General features: G+C 43.8%; 15 protein-coding genes, 1 riboswitch and 1 other annotated feature. Of the genes, 6 read left to right on the top strand and 9 right to left on the bottom strand.

The features are described 5' to 3' along the window. Positions 1–68 precede the first annotated feature (68 nt). Complete coding sequence (locus NIT04_RS05065) at positions 69–731, top strand: HAD family phosphatase (protein ID WP_252502508.1); 663 nt, start codon at positions 69–71, stop codon at positions 729–731. Positions 732–803: 72 nt separating this feature from the next. Here the strand turns inward: NIT04_RS05065 and NIT04_RS05060 are convergent, their stop codons facing one another. The 6 genes from NIT04_RS05060 to NIT04_RS05035 form a co-directional block, all read right to left on the bottom strand. Beyond that, positions 804–1,118, bottom strand: a complete 315-nt coding sequence (locus NIT04_RS05060; protein WP_252502507.1) for a multidrug efflux SMR transporter — start codon at positions 1,116–1,118, stop codon at positions 804–806. After that, a complete protein-coding gene (locus NIT04_RS05055; RefSeq protein WP_252502506.1) occupies positions 1,118–1,459 on the bottom strand; it encodes a multidrug efflux SMR transporter in 342 nt (113 codons plus the stop codon). The genes NIT04_RS05060 and NIT04_RS05055 overlap by 1 nt, the downstream gene beginning before the upstream one ends. Positions 1,460–1,560: 101 nt before the next feature. Next, a complete protein-coding gene (locus NIT04_RS05050; RefSeq protein ID WP_252502505.1) occupies positions 1,561–2,133 on the bottom strand; it encodes a TetR family transcriptional regulator in 573 nt (190 codons plus the stop codon). Positions 2,134–2,269: 136 nt separating this feature from the next. Beyond that, on the bottom strand, positions 2,270–2,977 hold the full coding sequence (locus NIT04_RS05045; RefSeq protein ID WP_371922521.1) for a YetF domain-containing protein: 708 nt from the start codon (positions 2,975–2,977) through the stop codon (positions 2,270–2,272). 121 nt (positions 2,978–3,098) lie between these two features. Further along, complete coding sequence (metA, locus tag NIT04_RS05040) at positions 3,099–4,007, bottom strand: homoserine O-succinyltransferase (protein WP_252502503.1); 909 nt, start codon at positions 4,005–4,007, stop codon at positions 3,099–3,101. A 73-nt stretch (positions 4,008–4,080) separates the two neighbouring features. After that, a riboswitch (SAM riboswitch) is annotated at positions 4,081–4,187 on the bottom strand. Between the two features lie 54 nt (positions 4,188–4,241). Continuing rightward, positions 4,242–5,099, bottom strand: a complete 858-nt coding sequence (locus tag NIT04_RS05035; protein WP_252502502.1) for a YitT family protein — start codon at positions 5,097–5,099, stop codon at positions 4,242–4,244. Between the two features lie 196 nt (positions 5,100–5,295). On the opposite strand from NIT04_RS05035, the gene NIT04_RS05030 reads away from it, so the two are divergent. Together NIT04_RS05030 and NIT04_RS05025 are read left to right on the top strand one after the other, a co-directional pair. Beyond that, positions 5,296–5,574, top strand: a complete 279-nt coding sequence (locus NIT04_RS05030; RefSeq protein ID WP_252502501.1) for an AbrB/MazE/SpoVT family DNA-binding domain-containing protein — start codon at positions 5,296–5,298, stop codon at positions 5,572–5,574. Positions 5,575–5,655: 81 nt separating this feature from the next. Next, positions 5,656–6,381, top strand: coding sequence for a glycerophosphodiester phosphodiesterase (locus NIT04_RS05025; protein ID WP_252502500.1), 726 nt, complete (start codon positions 5,656–5,658; stop codon positions 6,379–6,381). Between the two features lie 262 nt (positions 6,382–6,643). On the opposite strand, the gene NIT04_RS05020 is transcribed toward NIT04_RS05025, so the two are convergent. Beyond that, positions 6,644–6,988 carry a thioredoxin family protein gene (locus tag NIT04_RS05020; RefSeq protein ID WP_256470593.1) on the bottom strand — a complete coding sequence of 115 codons (345 nt, stop codon included), beginning with the start codon at positions 6,986–6,988 and terminating at the stop codon, positions 6,644–6,646. Between the two features lie 134 nt (positions 6,989–7,122). Between NIT04_RS05020 and NIT04_RS05015 the strand changes: the two genes are divergently transcribed. Continuing rightward, a complete protein-coding gene (locus tag NIT04_RS05015; RefSeq protein ID WP_371922520.1) occupies positions 7,123–8,088 on the top strand; it encodes a M23 family metallopeptidase in 966 nt (321 codons plus the stop codon). Between the two features lie 36 nt (positions 8,089–8,124). Here the strand turns inward: NIT04_RS05015 and NIT04_RS05010 are convergent, their stop codons facing one another. After that, positions 8,125–10,173 (bottom strand): prolyl oligopeptidase family protein, encoded by a 2,049-nt coding sequence (locus NIT04_RS05010; protein WP_252502498.1) that lies wholly within the window; start codon positions 10,171–10,173, stop codon positions 8,125–8,127. Between the two features lie 99 nt (positions 10,174–10,272). Next, positions 10,273–10,788, bottom strand: coding sequence for a DUF3231 family protein (locus NIT04_RS05005; RefSeq protein ID WP_252502497.1), 516 nt, complete (start codon positions 10,786–10,788; stop codon positions 10,273–10,275). Positions 10,789–11,164: 376 nt separating this feature from the next. After that, positions 11,165–11,385 (top strand) — a binding site (T-box leader). A gap of 52 nt (positions 11,386–11,437) precedes the next feature. On the opposite strand from NIT04_RS05005, the gene NIT04_RS05000 reads away from it, so the two are divergent. Together NIT04_RS05000 and serA are read left to right on the top strand one after the other, a co-directional pair. Next, a complete protein-coding gene (locus NIT04_RS05000) occupies positions 11,438–12,601 on the top strand; it encodes an alanine--glyoxylate aminotransferase family protein (RefSeq protein WP_252502496.1) in 1,164 nt (387 codons plus the stop codon). Next, the gene (gene serA / locus NIT04_RS04995) at positions 12,598–14,184 is read left to right on the top strand and encodes a phosphoglycerate dehydrogenase (protein WP_252502495.1); all 1,587 of its coding nucleotides are present in this window, start codon (positions 12,598–12,600) and stop codon (positions 14,182–14,184) included. The genes NIT04_RS05000 and serA overlap by 4 nt, the downstream gene beginning before the upstream one ends. Positions 14,185–14,199 lie beyond the last annotated feature (15 nt).

The following is a 14,199-nucleotide window of genomic DNA, read 5'->3' as shown; positions in this document are numbered from 1 at the left end:
TTGCCCTTTAATTTCAAACGCTGTATCATCATTACTAAATGCTTTGAACAAATAGGGGGAACTATTCAATGAAAGTTGCGATATTCGATTTCGACGGGACATTATATGCGAAAGAGACTTTTCAATTGTTAATGGATCATTTAAAGCACCATCCGACTTACAGCACCAAATATAAGAGTTTTTTTCGTGAAATCCTGCCCATTTACATTGGGTACAAAGTAAAAGTCGTTCCTGAAGCGAAAATGCGGGAGCGCTCGATGCAAATCTATGCAAATGCGTTACATACTTTATCCAAAACAGAGCTTGAGCGTTATTTTGATGAAATGAAGATAATCATGCAACAGGATTTAAATGAGGAAGTTGTAGCGAGGGTCCGACAGCATCTTAGCGATGGGATGCATGTAATGCTTGTTTCAGGGGCTTACACGCCATTGTTGCATGCTGTGACGGACGGCATTGTGTTCAATACGGTAATTGGAACCGACATACCGTTTACGGCAGACGGCACGTTTGATCACCATTCGGAAATTTACCATATCCAAGGAAAGCGAAAGACCGAAATGATCATGAAAGCGTTGCAAGGAGAGCAAATCGATTGGGAACAAAGCTTTGCATACGGGGACAGCTATTCCGATCTCCCTGTACTTGAGCTCGTCGGAAATCCGGTTGCTGTCAAACCTGAGGAAAGGTTAAAGCGCATTGCTTTGGAAAGAAATTGGACAATCTTGTAATGTAAAAAAGGAGCTCACAATGGGGCTCCTTTTTGTTTAGTTGCTTATACAGTTACTTAGCTGCTTTTATCATTAAGACAAAGCTTTCAATCCAACAACACCGATAACAATCAAAATCAAACTGGCAACACGGCCAACGCTTCTTGATTCTCCGAAAAAGAGCATATTGATAAGCACAGCACCCGCAGTTCCGACACCTATCCACACAGCATATGCAGTGCTCACTTGTAAATAGTTGAAGGACATATAGAGAAATGCGAATGCTGCTCCAAAGCCGCCCCCGAAAAGCATTGTATTAATGAATGTCTTCTGTTTACTATATTTATTCAAACCGACAACTCCGACAAACTCGCTTATTGCTGCTGCGAATACAAATAACCAGCCCATCACTTAACAAATCCTTTCTTTTCGTCCGCACCGTCAGCAATCTTCAAGCCGATTACACCCACAACTAAAATTAGGATGAAGAATATTTTACCAACTCCTAAAGTTTCTCCGAATAGGAAAACATCCATCAATGCCGTCCCTACTGTTCCAACAGCTGCAAAGACGGCATACACTGTGCCCGTAGGAAGGTTTTCACACGCTTTCGCCAAGAAGTGAAAATCGACAAAGATGAAAAAGACGATTGGAATCCAATGCCACCATACAGCGGCGACATTAAAACCGAATATCCATACCAATTCGAAAAAACTTGTCAGCGCGACGTATAACCATGATTTGTTCATTGCAAATTACTCCTTACTAAATGACTGACTGTCATTCATTTTAATATGTATGAGCTCCAAGACGTATAGTAGCCTAGCTAACATCCTGGAACAAGTCGAATCTATTTAATCGCCAAAGCATGCTTCAAGAAGTTCTTCACTTCATTTTTTTGTATGACCGCCTCATCTTCCTTGTCGGTATCATATAAATATATTTGTTCGGCAGCCGATTCTACTAGGCCGATGACGAGTCTAGCTGTCCTATCGGGATTGATGGAATTCCGGATTGACCCTTCGCCAATTGCTTGCTGAAGGCCTTCACTTACCCACTTATAAAACGGTGCGTATACAGTTTCCCAATCTTTCAAATGTTCTGTTGAAGCTAATCCCGAATAAATGAGTGCTTGAATTTCATGATATTCTTCACTCACTTCAAAAATGGCGTCGACGAGCTGATCCATCCGCTTTGGAAATGGTGCATCATCCGATACCTTATCCGTGACAATTTCCAAAGTTTTTGCGACCATCACTTCCGCAATTGCCGGCATTAATGAAAGCTTTGATGGAAAATATAAATAGAATGTCCCCTGAGCAATTCCCGCCACTTTCACGATATCAGATATTTTAGTTTTCTCGATTCCTTGCTTACGAAAAACATCAATGGCCGCCCGGACGATTCTTTCTTTTTTATCCAATGATCAATTCCCCTCCGCAATGACTGACTGTCATTCATTATAACATAAAAATATGTCACTAGGGGGTTTTGAGGGTTTGTATGATTAGATTCGGGGGCAATAAAAGTCTTCGCCCCCACGCTAAAGTCGTAACGATTTATTTTTCTTCGGTGCGTTGGTCGATATGGAGAGTGCCGTCTTTTAGGATTTCTGCGTAATAGACTTGTTCCACTTTACTGAACCCGTTTTTCTCCAGCTGCTCATATACCCATTCTTCTGTCAGCTTGAGTTCAGTCAAGTTTTCTTTGATTAACTTTCCATCAGAAATGATTTCTGTAGGAATATATTTTGGCTCATTGCCTGGTGCTTTCACATCTTTTCGCGTTGCAGTCTCTTGAGCCGCTTTTTTCATGACGCTCAATTGACCATTCGTTTCGAGAATCGCATAATTCACGTCTGCAACAGAGAAAATGCTTTGCTCCCGGAGCATCATGTTCATATCGTTCAATGTTAGACGTGCCTTCTTCATCCCTTGTTCACTTATTTTGCCTCTGTGAATAATGATGGTCGGTTGATCATCGAATAAAATTCTCGCTTTTTTAGACTTTACGGTTAAAAAGTTTACAAATACGGTTAATATAGCCCACCAAATCATTGCAACTGCACCGTTTAGAAATGGAGTTTCCGATTGTGCGGAAATCTCAGCTGCAATAGAGCCGATTGTAATTCCCGTTACATAATGGAAAAAAGTAAGCTGTGAAATCTGCTTTTTCCCCATAAATCTGGCGAGTATCATAAGAATAATAAAAGCAAAAGTCGTTCTAAGCATCATTTCCCAAAAATCCATCTTCGCAATTGCATCCATCATCTTAGTTCACACCTCCGCTTAGGCTAGTGTGTGATTGAACTGTGACAATATACATAGAAAAAAACAAGCAGAGAAGGGATGTCGATCATCCCCTCTTTGCTTGTTCGGTTTGGATTATTCATGCCCATTCGTACGGTGTTTCCTGGTAGACGTAATAATTCAGCCAGTTTGAGAAAAGAAGATGAGTATGTGAGCGCCATGTGTTCAATGGTTGCTTTTTCGGATCATCATCCGGAAAATAGTTTTCCGGCATGTCGATGCCAATCCCTTTCTTCAAGTCCCGTTCGTATTCTTCAGCGAGCGTGCACGCGTCATATTCCAAATGGCCGGTAATCATAATATGTTTGCCGTCTTTAGAAAGGACGATGAATGCGCCTGCCTCTTCCGATACCGCTAATAATTGAAGTCGCGGGTCCTGTTCAATTTCTTCGATTGATACTGACGTATACCGTGAATGGGGCGCGTTGAATAGATCGTTAAAACCACGAGCCAGCTCAATTGTCGGATCGGTCAACTGATGACTATAGACGCCGGATAGCTTTTTCGGCAACTCAAATTTGTCGATTCCGTAATGATGATACAGAGCAGCTTGCGCTCCCCAACAAATATGCAATACTGAAGTGACATTTGTCGTCGACCAGTCCATAATTTGTTTCAACTCATCCCAATAGGCGACATCTTCAAACTGAAGATGCTCGATCGGGGCTCCCGTAATAATCAGCCCGTCATAACGGCGATTTTTAACATGGTCGAATGTCGTGTAAAAAGAATCCAAATGATTTTTACTTACGTTTTTCGATTCATACGTCGCTGTATTTAAGAATGAAACATTCACTTGCAATGGCGTATTGCCGAGCAGACGAAGTAATTGAAGTTCCGTCTTTTCTTTTTCCGGCATTAAATTCAAGATGAGGATATTTAACGGACGGATATCTTGTGTAGTCGCCCTTCGTTCATCCATGACGAAAATCTTTTCTTCTTTCAACAGCTCCCGTGCCGGTAATTGCTCAGGTATATTGATTGGCATTGTTGCTCCCCCTTTATTAAATAAAAAACCCCGCTCCCAAAGATAGGAACGAGGATTTACATCTGTTTCTCCGTTCTTATCTCTCAAGATTTGCATCTTGTTGGAGGTAGCACCTTCCTGCAATTGCAGAGGTTGCTGAAGCTTCAACGGGCCAAATCCCTCAGCTTCTCTTGATAAGAATTATTCAATTGTGACTATTATATCATCATTAGGGGAATTGTATACTGATTTGTTTCAACGATGCACTTTTGCTTTTGAAAAACCGAGCCCCAATATCTCGGAAGCATTGAGGAAAATGACAAATGACGAGGGTTCAGCGGTTTGAAGCAATTTCTTCAAATAGACAGCCTCCGACTGTTCGACAACGCAAAGAATCATTGTTTTTTCGTTGTTTGAATAGCCTCCTGTCGATTTCACTTTCGTCAATCCTCTGTCAATTTCATTTTGGATGACCGATTGGATTTTCTCTTCATGGTCGGTAATGATAAGGACTAGCTTGGTCGGTGATGTTTGGAGCTGGACGAAATCAATCACCTTGCTCGTAACATAAATTGACATGAGCGCATATAAGGCGAGTTCAAAATTAAAGACGAAAGCTGAAGTGACAACGACAATCCCATCGACAATCAATTGTGAAAAGCCGCTTGATATGCCTGTATACTTTTTTAGAAGCTGGGCGATCAAGGCCGTTCCGCCTGTCGATCCATTCCCCCTGTAAACGATACCTAACCCGATACCGAGCATAATTCCCCCATATATTGAACTGAGAAGCGGAGTATCGACGGATAATTGGAGTCCGCTCGTCAAATAGATGACGAATGGGACGAAAAAAGTACCGACGACCGTTTTCGCACTAAATTCCTTCCCTGCAAGCAACAATCCCAACGCGATAAGTGGGATATTGATCAACCATTGGACGTATGCAGGATTATATCCGAATAATTCATATAAAATCGTACTGACGCCTGAAATTCCCCCAGCAGCTATACGGGATGGCAATAAAAATATATTGAATGAAAGCCCGATCAATGACGCCCCTACAATGATTTGAACATAGTCGAAAACGACCGGTCTCTTCTTGATGAATGACATGAGTAGTTCCCCTTTCTTAAAAGACTTACCTATTCTATCAGAAAAAATCCTAATCAGGAACGTTTCAAAGCGAGGATAAGAGGAATAGAAACAATAGGAGACAGAAAGATAGTATATTCATATTTTTGTAATTTCTTAATTTACTGGTATAATTGTAGGTATATTTACAATAAAACATAAAGTTAGGGAGGATAAAATGCGAAGCTTAGGTATTGTCAGAAAAGTTGACCATCTTGGCCGGATTGTAATCCCGAAGGAATTAAGAAGTACGTTGAAACTCGACAAAGGCGCACCAATGGAGATATTCGTTGATGACGATATGATCATCCTGCGGAAGTATGTAGTGGATGCAGCGTGCATCGTAACCGGAGAAATCACTCCCGACAACACAAAACTTTCGAACGGCATGTATATCAGTCCTAAAGGTGCAGAAATCCTAAAAAAAGAAATTGAATCGAATAAGACTTGGAAATAACCATTTCCAAAAGGGCGACGGTAAGGTACCGTAGCCCTTTACTGAGAGCAAAAGATTACCAAGCGAACCGGAGGAAGCTAAATGGAAATTTTTGCGCATAGGGGCGCTTCGGGAAACTATCCGGAAAACACAATCGCTGCATTCAAGGAAGCAGCACGTCTTCCGGTTTTCGGCGTTGAATTTGATGTACATATGACAGCAGATGGCGAACTTGTCGTCATCCATGATGAATTGATCGACCGCACGTCAGACGGCACAGGTTATGTGAAAGATATGTCTATAGCTGATTTGAAGAATCATGATTTCGGAAGCTGGTTCTCATCCGAATTCCAAGGGGCGACAATACCGACACTGCCAGAAGTCCTCGATGTATTTGATTCAACTGACCATAAACTGAACATCGAATTGAAATCGGATATTTTCCCTTACGAAGGAATGGTCGAAAAAGTGCTAGATTTAATTGAGGCAAGGCGCATGGAATCTCGCGTTATTATTTCGTCATTCGATCACGCCGCCATCCAATCTGTTAAGCAGCTCAACCCTCACATCGAAACGGCAGCACTTTTCATGGAAGTACTCGTCCACCCGTTGGACTATCTACACAAAATCCCGGCAGATGCCCTTCACATCCTCTTCCCTGCAGCCTTCCGCCCATCCATCGCCGAAGTGATCAGCAGCGGCATGCCGGTCCGAACATTCACCGTCAACGACGAAACATACGCAAAAACACTAAAACAAGCCGGAGTCCAAGCCATCTTCACCGACTACCCGGAAAAAATGCATTCCTTTTTATTATCTTTTAAATAAAAATACAGGGAGGAGAAGGATTGTAGCGAAAGGCGGCGACTCCTGCGAACGCCGTCACGAAGAACGGCGTTTGCGAGCAAAAGCGAAGCGTTGCGAGCAGGATACGTACGCTGCCTTAATTTCTGCAAACGGCGCAGAAATACGGCAAATCGAACCCTTCGCTGTTCGATTGGAAAGCGTCCGCCTGTAGCGGAAATCCGGCCCCATTGTAAAATAAAAAGAGACATCGCCATCCCTTCTAGGATTAGCGATATCTCTTTTTTCATGCATCCAAACCGTTAATGAACGCCTCGATCTCTTCCTTCGTCTTGCGGTCCTTGCTTACAAAACGCCCGACCTCTTCACCATTATGAAATGCGATGAAGCTCGGTATTCCAAACACATCCAATTGCTGACAAACATCAATAAAATCATCACGGTCCACATAAATAAACTCATACTCCGGATAATCCGCCTCTAGAGCAGGCAAGAACGGCTCGATCACCCTACAATCCGGGCACCAATCCGCCGAAAACATGAACATTGTCCGTTCCTCATTTTTCAACTGCTCAAACTGCTCAATCGATTGAAGTTTTTCCATATTCGTCCTCTCCCCTTCTCTTTTCATCTTCTTGAGTATATCACTCAAAAAGAAATCCATCATATGACGACCAATGAAATTGCAACAAACAATCATGAAATCGCCCTATCGGGCAATTCTAATCATTCAACAAAGGAGGTTTCCACTTGCGTATCCATCATATGATTGCTTTTTTCTGTGCAATGATCTGTCTTTGTCTTCCTCTCAACATCGCCTCCGCCTCCGATCAACGGACCGAAAAGGAGCTTATGGAGGAGCGTATGGGTTATTATTTGCAATTTGCAAATGAACTTGTTCCATGGTACTACCTTGCTGCGATCGATCAATATGAACGAAACATCCAGCAAGTTCGTAACGACCTTCCGAAAACGGACGGACCGATTTCCATTCACTTTCCTCCTGAGCATTGGTTTGGTGTATTAAATCCAGACATAGCCGACAATTCTCCGAACACGATTGCGTTTTTTGGCGGGTACGGAACGGACGGGAATGGGGATGGCGCAGCAGACAAATCCGATCCAATGGACGTGCTATTGACGATGTCTTCTCACCTGGCTATATACGGTCCCGATGAAGACGATTTCAAGGCGGCTTTATGGCATTATTATAAACGGGAAGCAACGGTCAATCAGATTGTAACAATCGCCAAACTGTACAGGCATTTTGAGACTGTTGAATTGGATAAGCACGTATTTCCAATTCCGAAAGGACACAATTATTCTTATCGTGGCACATGGGGGTCAAGTCGCGGATGGGGCGGACGCCGGATTCATGAAGGTACGGACATTTTTGCCGGATATGGTGTTCCAGTTATCGCCACTTCTTACGGCGTCATCGAAGTGATGGGATGGAACGAATACGGAGGTTGGCGCATCGGTATACGTGACAACCATAACACGTATCATTACTTTGCCCATTTGGCGTATTTTGATAAAGGTATTAAAGAAGGCGATATCGTTGAACCCGGGACTCTTCTCGGCTTTGTCGGCAGCACAGGATACGGAAAAGAAGGGACATCCGGTAAATTCCCTCCCCATCTCCATTATGGAGTATATAAATACAACGGACGGGTTGAATGGGCCTTCGATCCATACCCTGCCCTCCGCAACTGGGAACGTCAAAAATAGGAAGAGGCTGTCTCGATTTTGAGACAGCCTCCCTTTTTACAATTGAACGTCCAATATTTTGAAGAGAAAAGAATAGACATCGGTTTGTTCTTCGATAATTTTTACAGTCGGCTTACCGAGACCGTGTCCTGCATTCTTTTCCACACGGAGTAGAATTGGATGGTCTCCTTCTGTATAAGCAGCCTGCAAAGTTGCCGCGAATTTTAACGCATGCGCTGGAACGACACGATCGTCCGTATCAGCCGTCGTAATTAAGGTCGGCGGGTACTTAACACCTTCCTTAACATTATGGAGCGGTGAATATTTGATCATGTAAGCAAAATCATCGGCATTTTTTTCTGCGTTTCCATAGTCCGTCACCCAATAGCGTCCTACCGTAAACTTGTGGTAACGGAGCATATCCGTCACCGGCACTTGGCAAATTGCCGCTCCAAACAAATCCGGACGCTGGGTAATGCTTGCCCCGACAAGCAAGCCACCATTGCTGCCTCCCATAATTGCGAGCTTTTCGGTTTTCGTATAACCTTCTGCTATCAGCCATTCGCCAGCGGCCGAAAAATCATCAAAGACATTTTGTTTGCGTCCAAGCGTCCCTGCATTATACCACTCTTCCCCGAATTCGCCGCCGCCTCTCAAATTCGCAACTGCATAGACGCCGCCTTCCTCAATCCACATGCGTACTGCAGGTGAAAAGGATGGAGTCAAACTGACATTGAACCCGCCGTAGCCATATAGAAGGACCGGATTCTCGCCATTGAGGACCAAGTCCTTCTTATGGGTAAGGAACATCGGGATCTTTGTCCCGTCCTTCGATGAATAAAAGATTTGAGATGTCTTGAATCCTTCTGTGTCGAATTTGTCCTCATCCTGAAACACTCCGGTCAGTTCGCCTTGTCCGAAATCATAGCTAGCCACTGCACTCGGCGACAAATAGGACGTATAACTGACGAACATCCAATCTTCCTCTTTCTTTCCTGTCAACCCGGTCAATGAAATATATCCCGGCAATTGGACGTCATTCTCATGCTTGCCATCCAAACTGAAAATCTTCAGTTCATGATGTGCATTATGCAAATAGCCGACCACGAGTCGTCGGTTAATCATTTTTCCGAAAAACAACACATCGTCTTTTTCCGAAATGATATCAATCCAATTTTCCTTCGATGAATTATCCAAGTCGACTGCGATGATTTTTTCGCGTGGTGCATCGACATTTGTTAGGAAATAGAAAGTTCGCCCTTCATTGCCGATGAAATTATATTCTCCATCGCCCTTATCAAACAGATAGACAAATTCCCCATCTTCTTCTAGGTCTTTATAATAAATTCGGCTTTTATTTTCGGTGCCTTTCCAAACATTCAGGATCAAATAACGATAATCATCCGATAATATTGGGTTAAACGAGAATTCCTTGTTGTCGGGATCTTCATAAACGAGTACATCATCTTCTTGCTTAGTGCCTGCCTCGTGCCAAAACACTTTATTGTAAAAGCTTTGTTCTTCGGGTGAAACAGTCGCTGGATTGGGAAAACGGTTATAGTAGAAGCCTGTCCCTTCTTCATTCCAAGCGATGCTTGAGAACTTACAAAAACGGATCAGATCCTCTTCGTCTTTACCAGTCTCCAGGTTCCGCACTTTGATTTCCTGCCAGTCACTTCCATTGACCGAAATACCATATGCCAATCTCTTTCCGTCTTTAGAGAATGAAAGATTTGTTATAGCAGCGGTCCCTTCATCATTCATCGTATTCGGATCTAAGACAACTTCCAATTCCTTAGAATCAAGATCTTTTGTACGGTAGAAGACAGCTTGGTTTTGTAGACCGTCATTTTTATGGAAATAAAAATAATCCCCTTCTTTTTGAGGAACAGTATACTTAGCATAGTTCCACGTTTCCGTCAGCTTACTCTTCACTTTTGGGCGATTCGAGTAAGATGCGAGGAAATCCTGCGTCTGTTTGTTTTGTTCATCAACCCACTGATTAACTTCGGGGTCTTCCGGATTTTCAAGCCATCTGTATGGATCTCGGATTTCAGTTCCATGGAAATTTTCAACTATATTCTCTTTTCTTGTAAATAAAACCACGACATATCCCCCTTCACTATCTTACAATTGACATTTTACCATATTCTTCAGAAAAGTGAGCATAAATAAAAGCAGCTGAGTAATTTCAGCTGCTCCATCTCATTTACTATTCGGGAATGCTGCACCATGCATCGGAGGTGGGATGATCCAACCTTTTTCCTTGTTCAGACGAAGTAATCTCATTCCAAACAATAGTCGGTCTGCATGAAATTTACTGAACATCATTGCAATGTCTTCTCTAAGGCATTGGCCGATCACTTGACTGCATGATACAAGACCTTGTCCGACGTTTATAGAAACGGCTCCACTGATTTCCGGATCCATGTAACGCGCGCCAACTGGAATGTCTTCGGCTTTTGCAACTGCTCGATCAGGCAATGTCGGAGGAGGCGTCACTCCGTTCTCTTTAAGGACTTTCTCGACTGCCTTATTTTCTTCCTTCATCATTTCAACCGCGTCTTTCAGAAGCTCGATCAGGTCCTCATCGCCTGCATGGTTGATGAAACCCTGATATCCGCTAATTAACCCTTTGTTCGCGCCTGCATATGCCCAGCAACCGAGGACTTCACCATAGTGCATTGGTTCTTCTTTCGGATTTCCACTTAAAATGCCCAATTTTTCTCCCTCTTTTCTTAAACTTTTCCATTGATGATTATGGTACTGCAATTATGATGTGAAGACTGTGTTATTTTATACATCAGATTAGCAATAACTAAATTTCAATTGACATTTTCAAATTGTTTGGTAATATACAATGCAATCATTTTATTATTATTATTATTGGTTATGCTAAATCTACTCTTCAATACATTGCGCCATTATGAGCAACATATATTCACGAACGTTTCTCAATAACTCTTATGAATAGTTCGCGTTACATTGAATTCAGCTCTTCGAGTTAAGGATTCAGGAGCATTTATTTCAAAATTAACGAATAATGGGTTGACATTCAAAAACAACATGTTATGATTGTCAATAATTAAATAACTCATAAATGATCTGGACGGAGACAGGCTTTGCGGAACGGAATCTTTAGAGAGCTGATGGTTGGTGCGAATCAGCGTTTCTGACGCAAGGCAGCACTCCTGAATCGGTGGACTGAAACTTCGAGTAGGCTCACCCGGAACATGCCCGTTATGCATGCAATGAAGGCTGTCGTCATGACAGCGAAAAAGGGTGGCACCGCGTAGCTTATAGCTTTTCGCCCCTTGCATATAGTTGCAAGGGACGGAAGGCTTTTTTATATTCCAAGGAGGAGATTGACATGTTGCAAGATCAAAATTATTTACGAATTCCAGGACCGACTCCCATTCCGCCAAGTGTTCAACGGGCGATGGCGCAAACGATGATCGGTCATCGAGGACAGGAGACGTCAGAGTTGCTCCGCTCCATCAAACCACGTCTGAAAAAAGTGTTTGGAACAGAACAGGACGTATTGATCGTTACGGGAAGCGGAACTTCCGGACTGGAAGCAGCTGTTGTCAATGCTGTGAAACCGCTGGATGAGGTGCTTGTCATTGTAACCGGTGCATTCGGTGCCCGTTTTGTAAAGATTTGTGAAGCGTACGGAATCCGCGTACACACTTATGAAGTTGAGTGGGGGAAAGCCTTTGCCCCTATTGAAATCAAGGAATATCTTCAAAGTTTCCCGGAAGTAAGGGCGGTTTTTGCAACATATTGCGAAACATCGACAGGCGTCATGAATCCAATACATGAATTGGCAGCAGCAGTGAATGAAGTATCCGATGCACTTATCATTGTGGACGGTGTTTCCTGTGTCGGAGGCGTGGAAACGAGAATGGATGATTGGGGCATCGATATACTGGTGACTGGATCTCAAAAAGCGTTCATGCTGCCAGCTGGACTGATGTTCATTGCCGTTAGCGAGCGTGCATGGGATGTCATTCATTCCAATCCGAACCGTGGTTTCTACTTGGATTTGGCGAAGTATAGAAAGGATCTGGCAAATGATACGACACCTTTCACCCCTGCCCTATCCCTTCTTTTCGGGCTCGATCAAGCGCTAGCCTTGATGGAAGAGGAAGGGCTTGAGAATGTATATGGCCGCCATACCCTCATGAAGGAAATGACGCGTGAAGCTTTCCGGGCTCTCGACATCCCTTTATTGACGAATGATGAAGATGCATCTGATACAGTTACCGCAATCCAGCCTGAAGACTTTGACGCAGAGGAATTCCGGAAAGTGATCAAAAAGGAATTCGGACTCTCGGTTGCAGGCGGACAAGAGCGTTTGAAAGGGAAGATTTTCCGTATCGGACATATGGGCTACTGCTCCCCTGCCGATGTGCTCCAGACCCTCGCCATGATCGAGCTTGGTCTGATTAAATCCGGAAAAAATATCGAGCTCGGCCGAGGTGTGGCAGCAGCTCAACGAATCTATTTGGAAAAAGGGGAGAATGACCGATGACTTATCATATATTGATTGCCGACCCGTTAAGCGAAGAAGGCATCTATCCATTGCGACAAGCGGATGGGTTTGAGATTACGATTGCCACCGATTTGTCGAAAGACGAGCTTCTTGAAAGGATCAAAGGCTTTGATGCTTTGCTTGTCCGCAGTCAGACCCAAGTGACGCGGGAAGTAATTGAAGCTGCGAGCAATTTGAAAATTATCGGACGTGCCGGTGTCGGAGTGGATAATATCGACTTGGACGCCGCTACGGAGCATGGCATCATCGTCGTCAATGCACCTGACGGCAATACAAATTCCGCGGCAGAGCACACCATTGCGATGTTGACCGCATTGGCGAGAAAAATTCCGCAGGCGTTCAACTCATTGAAAAACGGCAACTGGGATCGCAAATCATTCATCGGCGTCGAATTGAAAAACAAGACACTCGGAGTCATCGGCCTTGGAAGAATCGGTGCGGAAGTGGCTGCCCGTGCGAAGGGTCAACGGATGAATATCATTGCATATGACCCATTCCTGACTGAGGAGAAAGCACGAAAGATGGGAGTCGGTTTCGGGACCGTGGATGATGTGTTAAAAGCGGCAGATTTCATTACGATTCATACACCTTTATTGAAAGAAACGAAACATTTATTAAATGACGAGGCTTTCGCAAAAATGAAGGATGGCGTACAGATCATCAACTGCGCTAGAGGAGGAATTATTGACGAAGATGCACTATACGGGGCAATCGTGTCAGGTAAAGTAGCCGGTGCGGCCCTTGATGTTTTTGAGACGGAACCTTTTGTCGACCATCCGCTGCTTACATTGCCTGAAGTAATTGCAACACCGCATCTTGGAGCCAGCACGGTGGAAGCGCAGGAAAGCGTAGCGGTAGATGTTAGCCTAGACGTCGTGAACTTCTTCGAAGGGGAAGCTGTGCAAAATCCAGTCAACCTTCCTTCCGTCCCGAAAGAAGTGTTGGCCAAAATCGCACCATTCTTCGACTTGGCTGAAAAGCTCGGGATTTTCCTGTCCCGAATGACCGACGAAGCGATAGAAGAAGTGAATATTAAATTCGCTGGAGAACTGGCCAACTACGATGTGCGCGCATTGACCCGCAATACAGTGAAAGGTATTTTAAAACGCAACCTCGGCAGCCATGTCAATGACGTCAATGCAAAATTTTTAGCCGAGCGGTTCGATATTAAAGTGAATGAGCATAAGACTACGGCTGGAAAAGGATTCCTTCATTTGATCACTGCGGAAATCGTCACAGCGAAATTTACGCATCGCGTGGCGGGCACTTTGCTGAACGGTCTCGGAGCGCGCATTGTCAAAGTCGATGATTATGCGGTCGATGTCGTGCCGGAAGGCCATTTGCTTTTCATTAAACATAAAGACCAGCCGGGTGCAATCGGGCGAGTCGGGACGTTATTGGCACAGAAGGATATTAATATCGCAACGATGCAAGTCGGACGTTCGACAGTCGGTGGGGATGCCATCATGATGCTCACCGTCGACAATCAAGTGGCGCAGGAGGAAATTGCCGACTTGACACAGCTTGCAGATATTTATGAAGTGAAAGCGATCGATCTATAATTAGAAGAGTTGAAT

The organism is Sporosarcina sp. Marseille-Q4943 (assembly GCF_943736995.1).
Lineage (GTDB): Bacteria > Bacillota > Bacilli > Bacillales_A > Planococcaceae > Sporosarcina.
Note: the sequence above shows the minus strand (reverse complement) of the source record. Positions and strands in the feature narration are given on the sequence as shown.

Excerpts from the sequence above, each read along its gene's own strand:
- NIT04_RS05065 (WP_252502508.1), top strand. The coding sequence starts at position 69 with ATGAAAGTTGCGATATTCGATTTCGACGGGACATTATATGCGAAAGAG.
- NIT04_RS05060 (WP_252502507.1), bottom strand. The coding sequence starts at position 1,118 with ATGGGCTGGTTATTTGTATTCGCAGCAGCAATAAGCGAGTTTGTCGGA.
- NIT04_RS05055 (WP_252502506.1), bottom strand. The coding sequence starts at position 1,459 with ATGAACAAATCATGGTTATACGTCGCGCTGACAAGTTTTTTCGAATTG.
- NIT04_RS05045 (WP_371922521.1), bottom strand. The coding sequence starts at position 2,977 with ATGGATGCAATTGCGAAGATGGATTTTTGGGAAATGATGCTTAGAACG.
- metA (WP_252502503.1), bottom strand. The coding sequence starts at position 4,007 with ATGCCAATCAATATACCTGAGCAATTACCGGCACGGGAGCTGTTGAAA.
- NIT04_RS05035 (WP_252502502.1), bottom strand. The coding sequence starts at position 5,099 with ATGTCATTCATCAAGAAGAGACCGGTCGTTTTCGACTATGTTCAAATC.
- NIT04_RS05030 (WP_252502501.1), top strand. The coding sequence starts at position 5,296 with ATGCGAAGCTTAGGTATTGTCAGAAAAGTTGACCATCTTGGCCGGATT.
- NIT04_RS05025 (WP_252502500.1), top strand. The coding sequence starts at position 5,656 with ATGGAAATTTTTGCGCATAGGGGCGCTTCGGGAAACTATCCGGAAAAC.
- NIT04_RS05020 (WP_256470593.1), bottom strand. The coding sequence starts at position 6,988 with ATGAAAAGAGAAGGGGAGAGGACGAATATGGAAAAACTTCAATCGATT.
- NIT04_RS05015 (WP_371922520.1), top strand. The coding sequence starts at position 7,123 with ATGATTGCTTTTTTCTGTGCAATGATCTGTCTTTGTCTTCCTCTCAAC.
- NIT04_RS05000 (WP_252502496.1), top strand. The coding sequence starts at position 11,438 with ATGTTGCAAGATCAAAATTATTTACGAATTCCAGGACCGACTCCCATT.
- serA (WP_252502495.1), top strand. The coding sequence starts at position 12,598 with ATGACTTATCATATATTGATTGCCGACCCGTTAAGCGAAGAAGGCATC.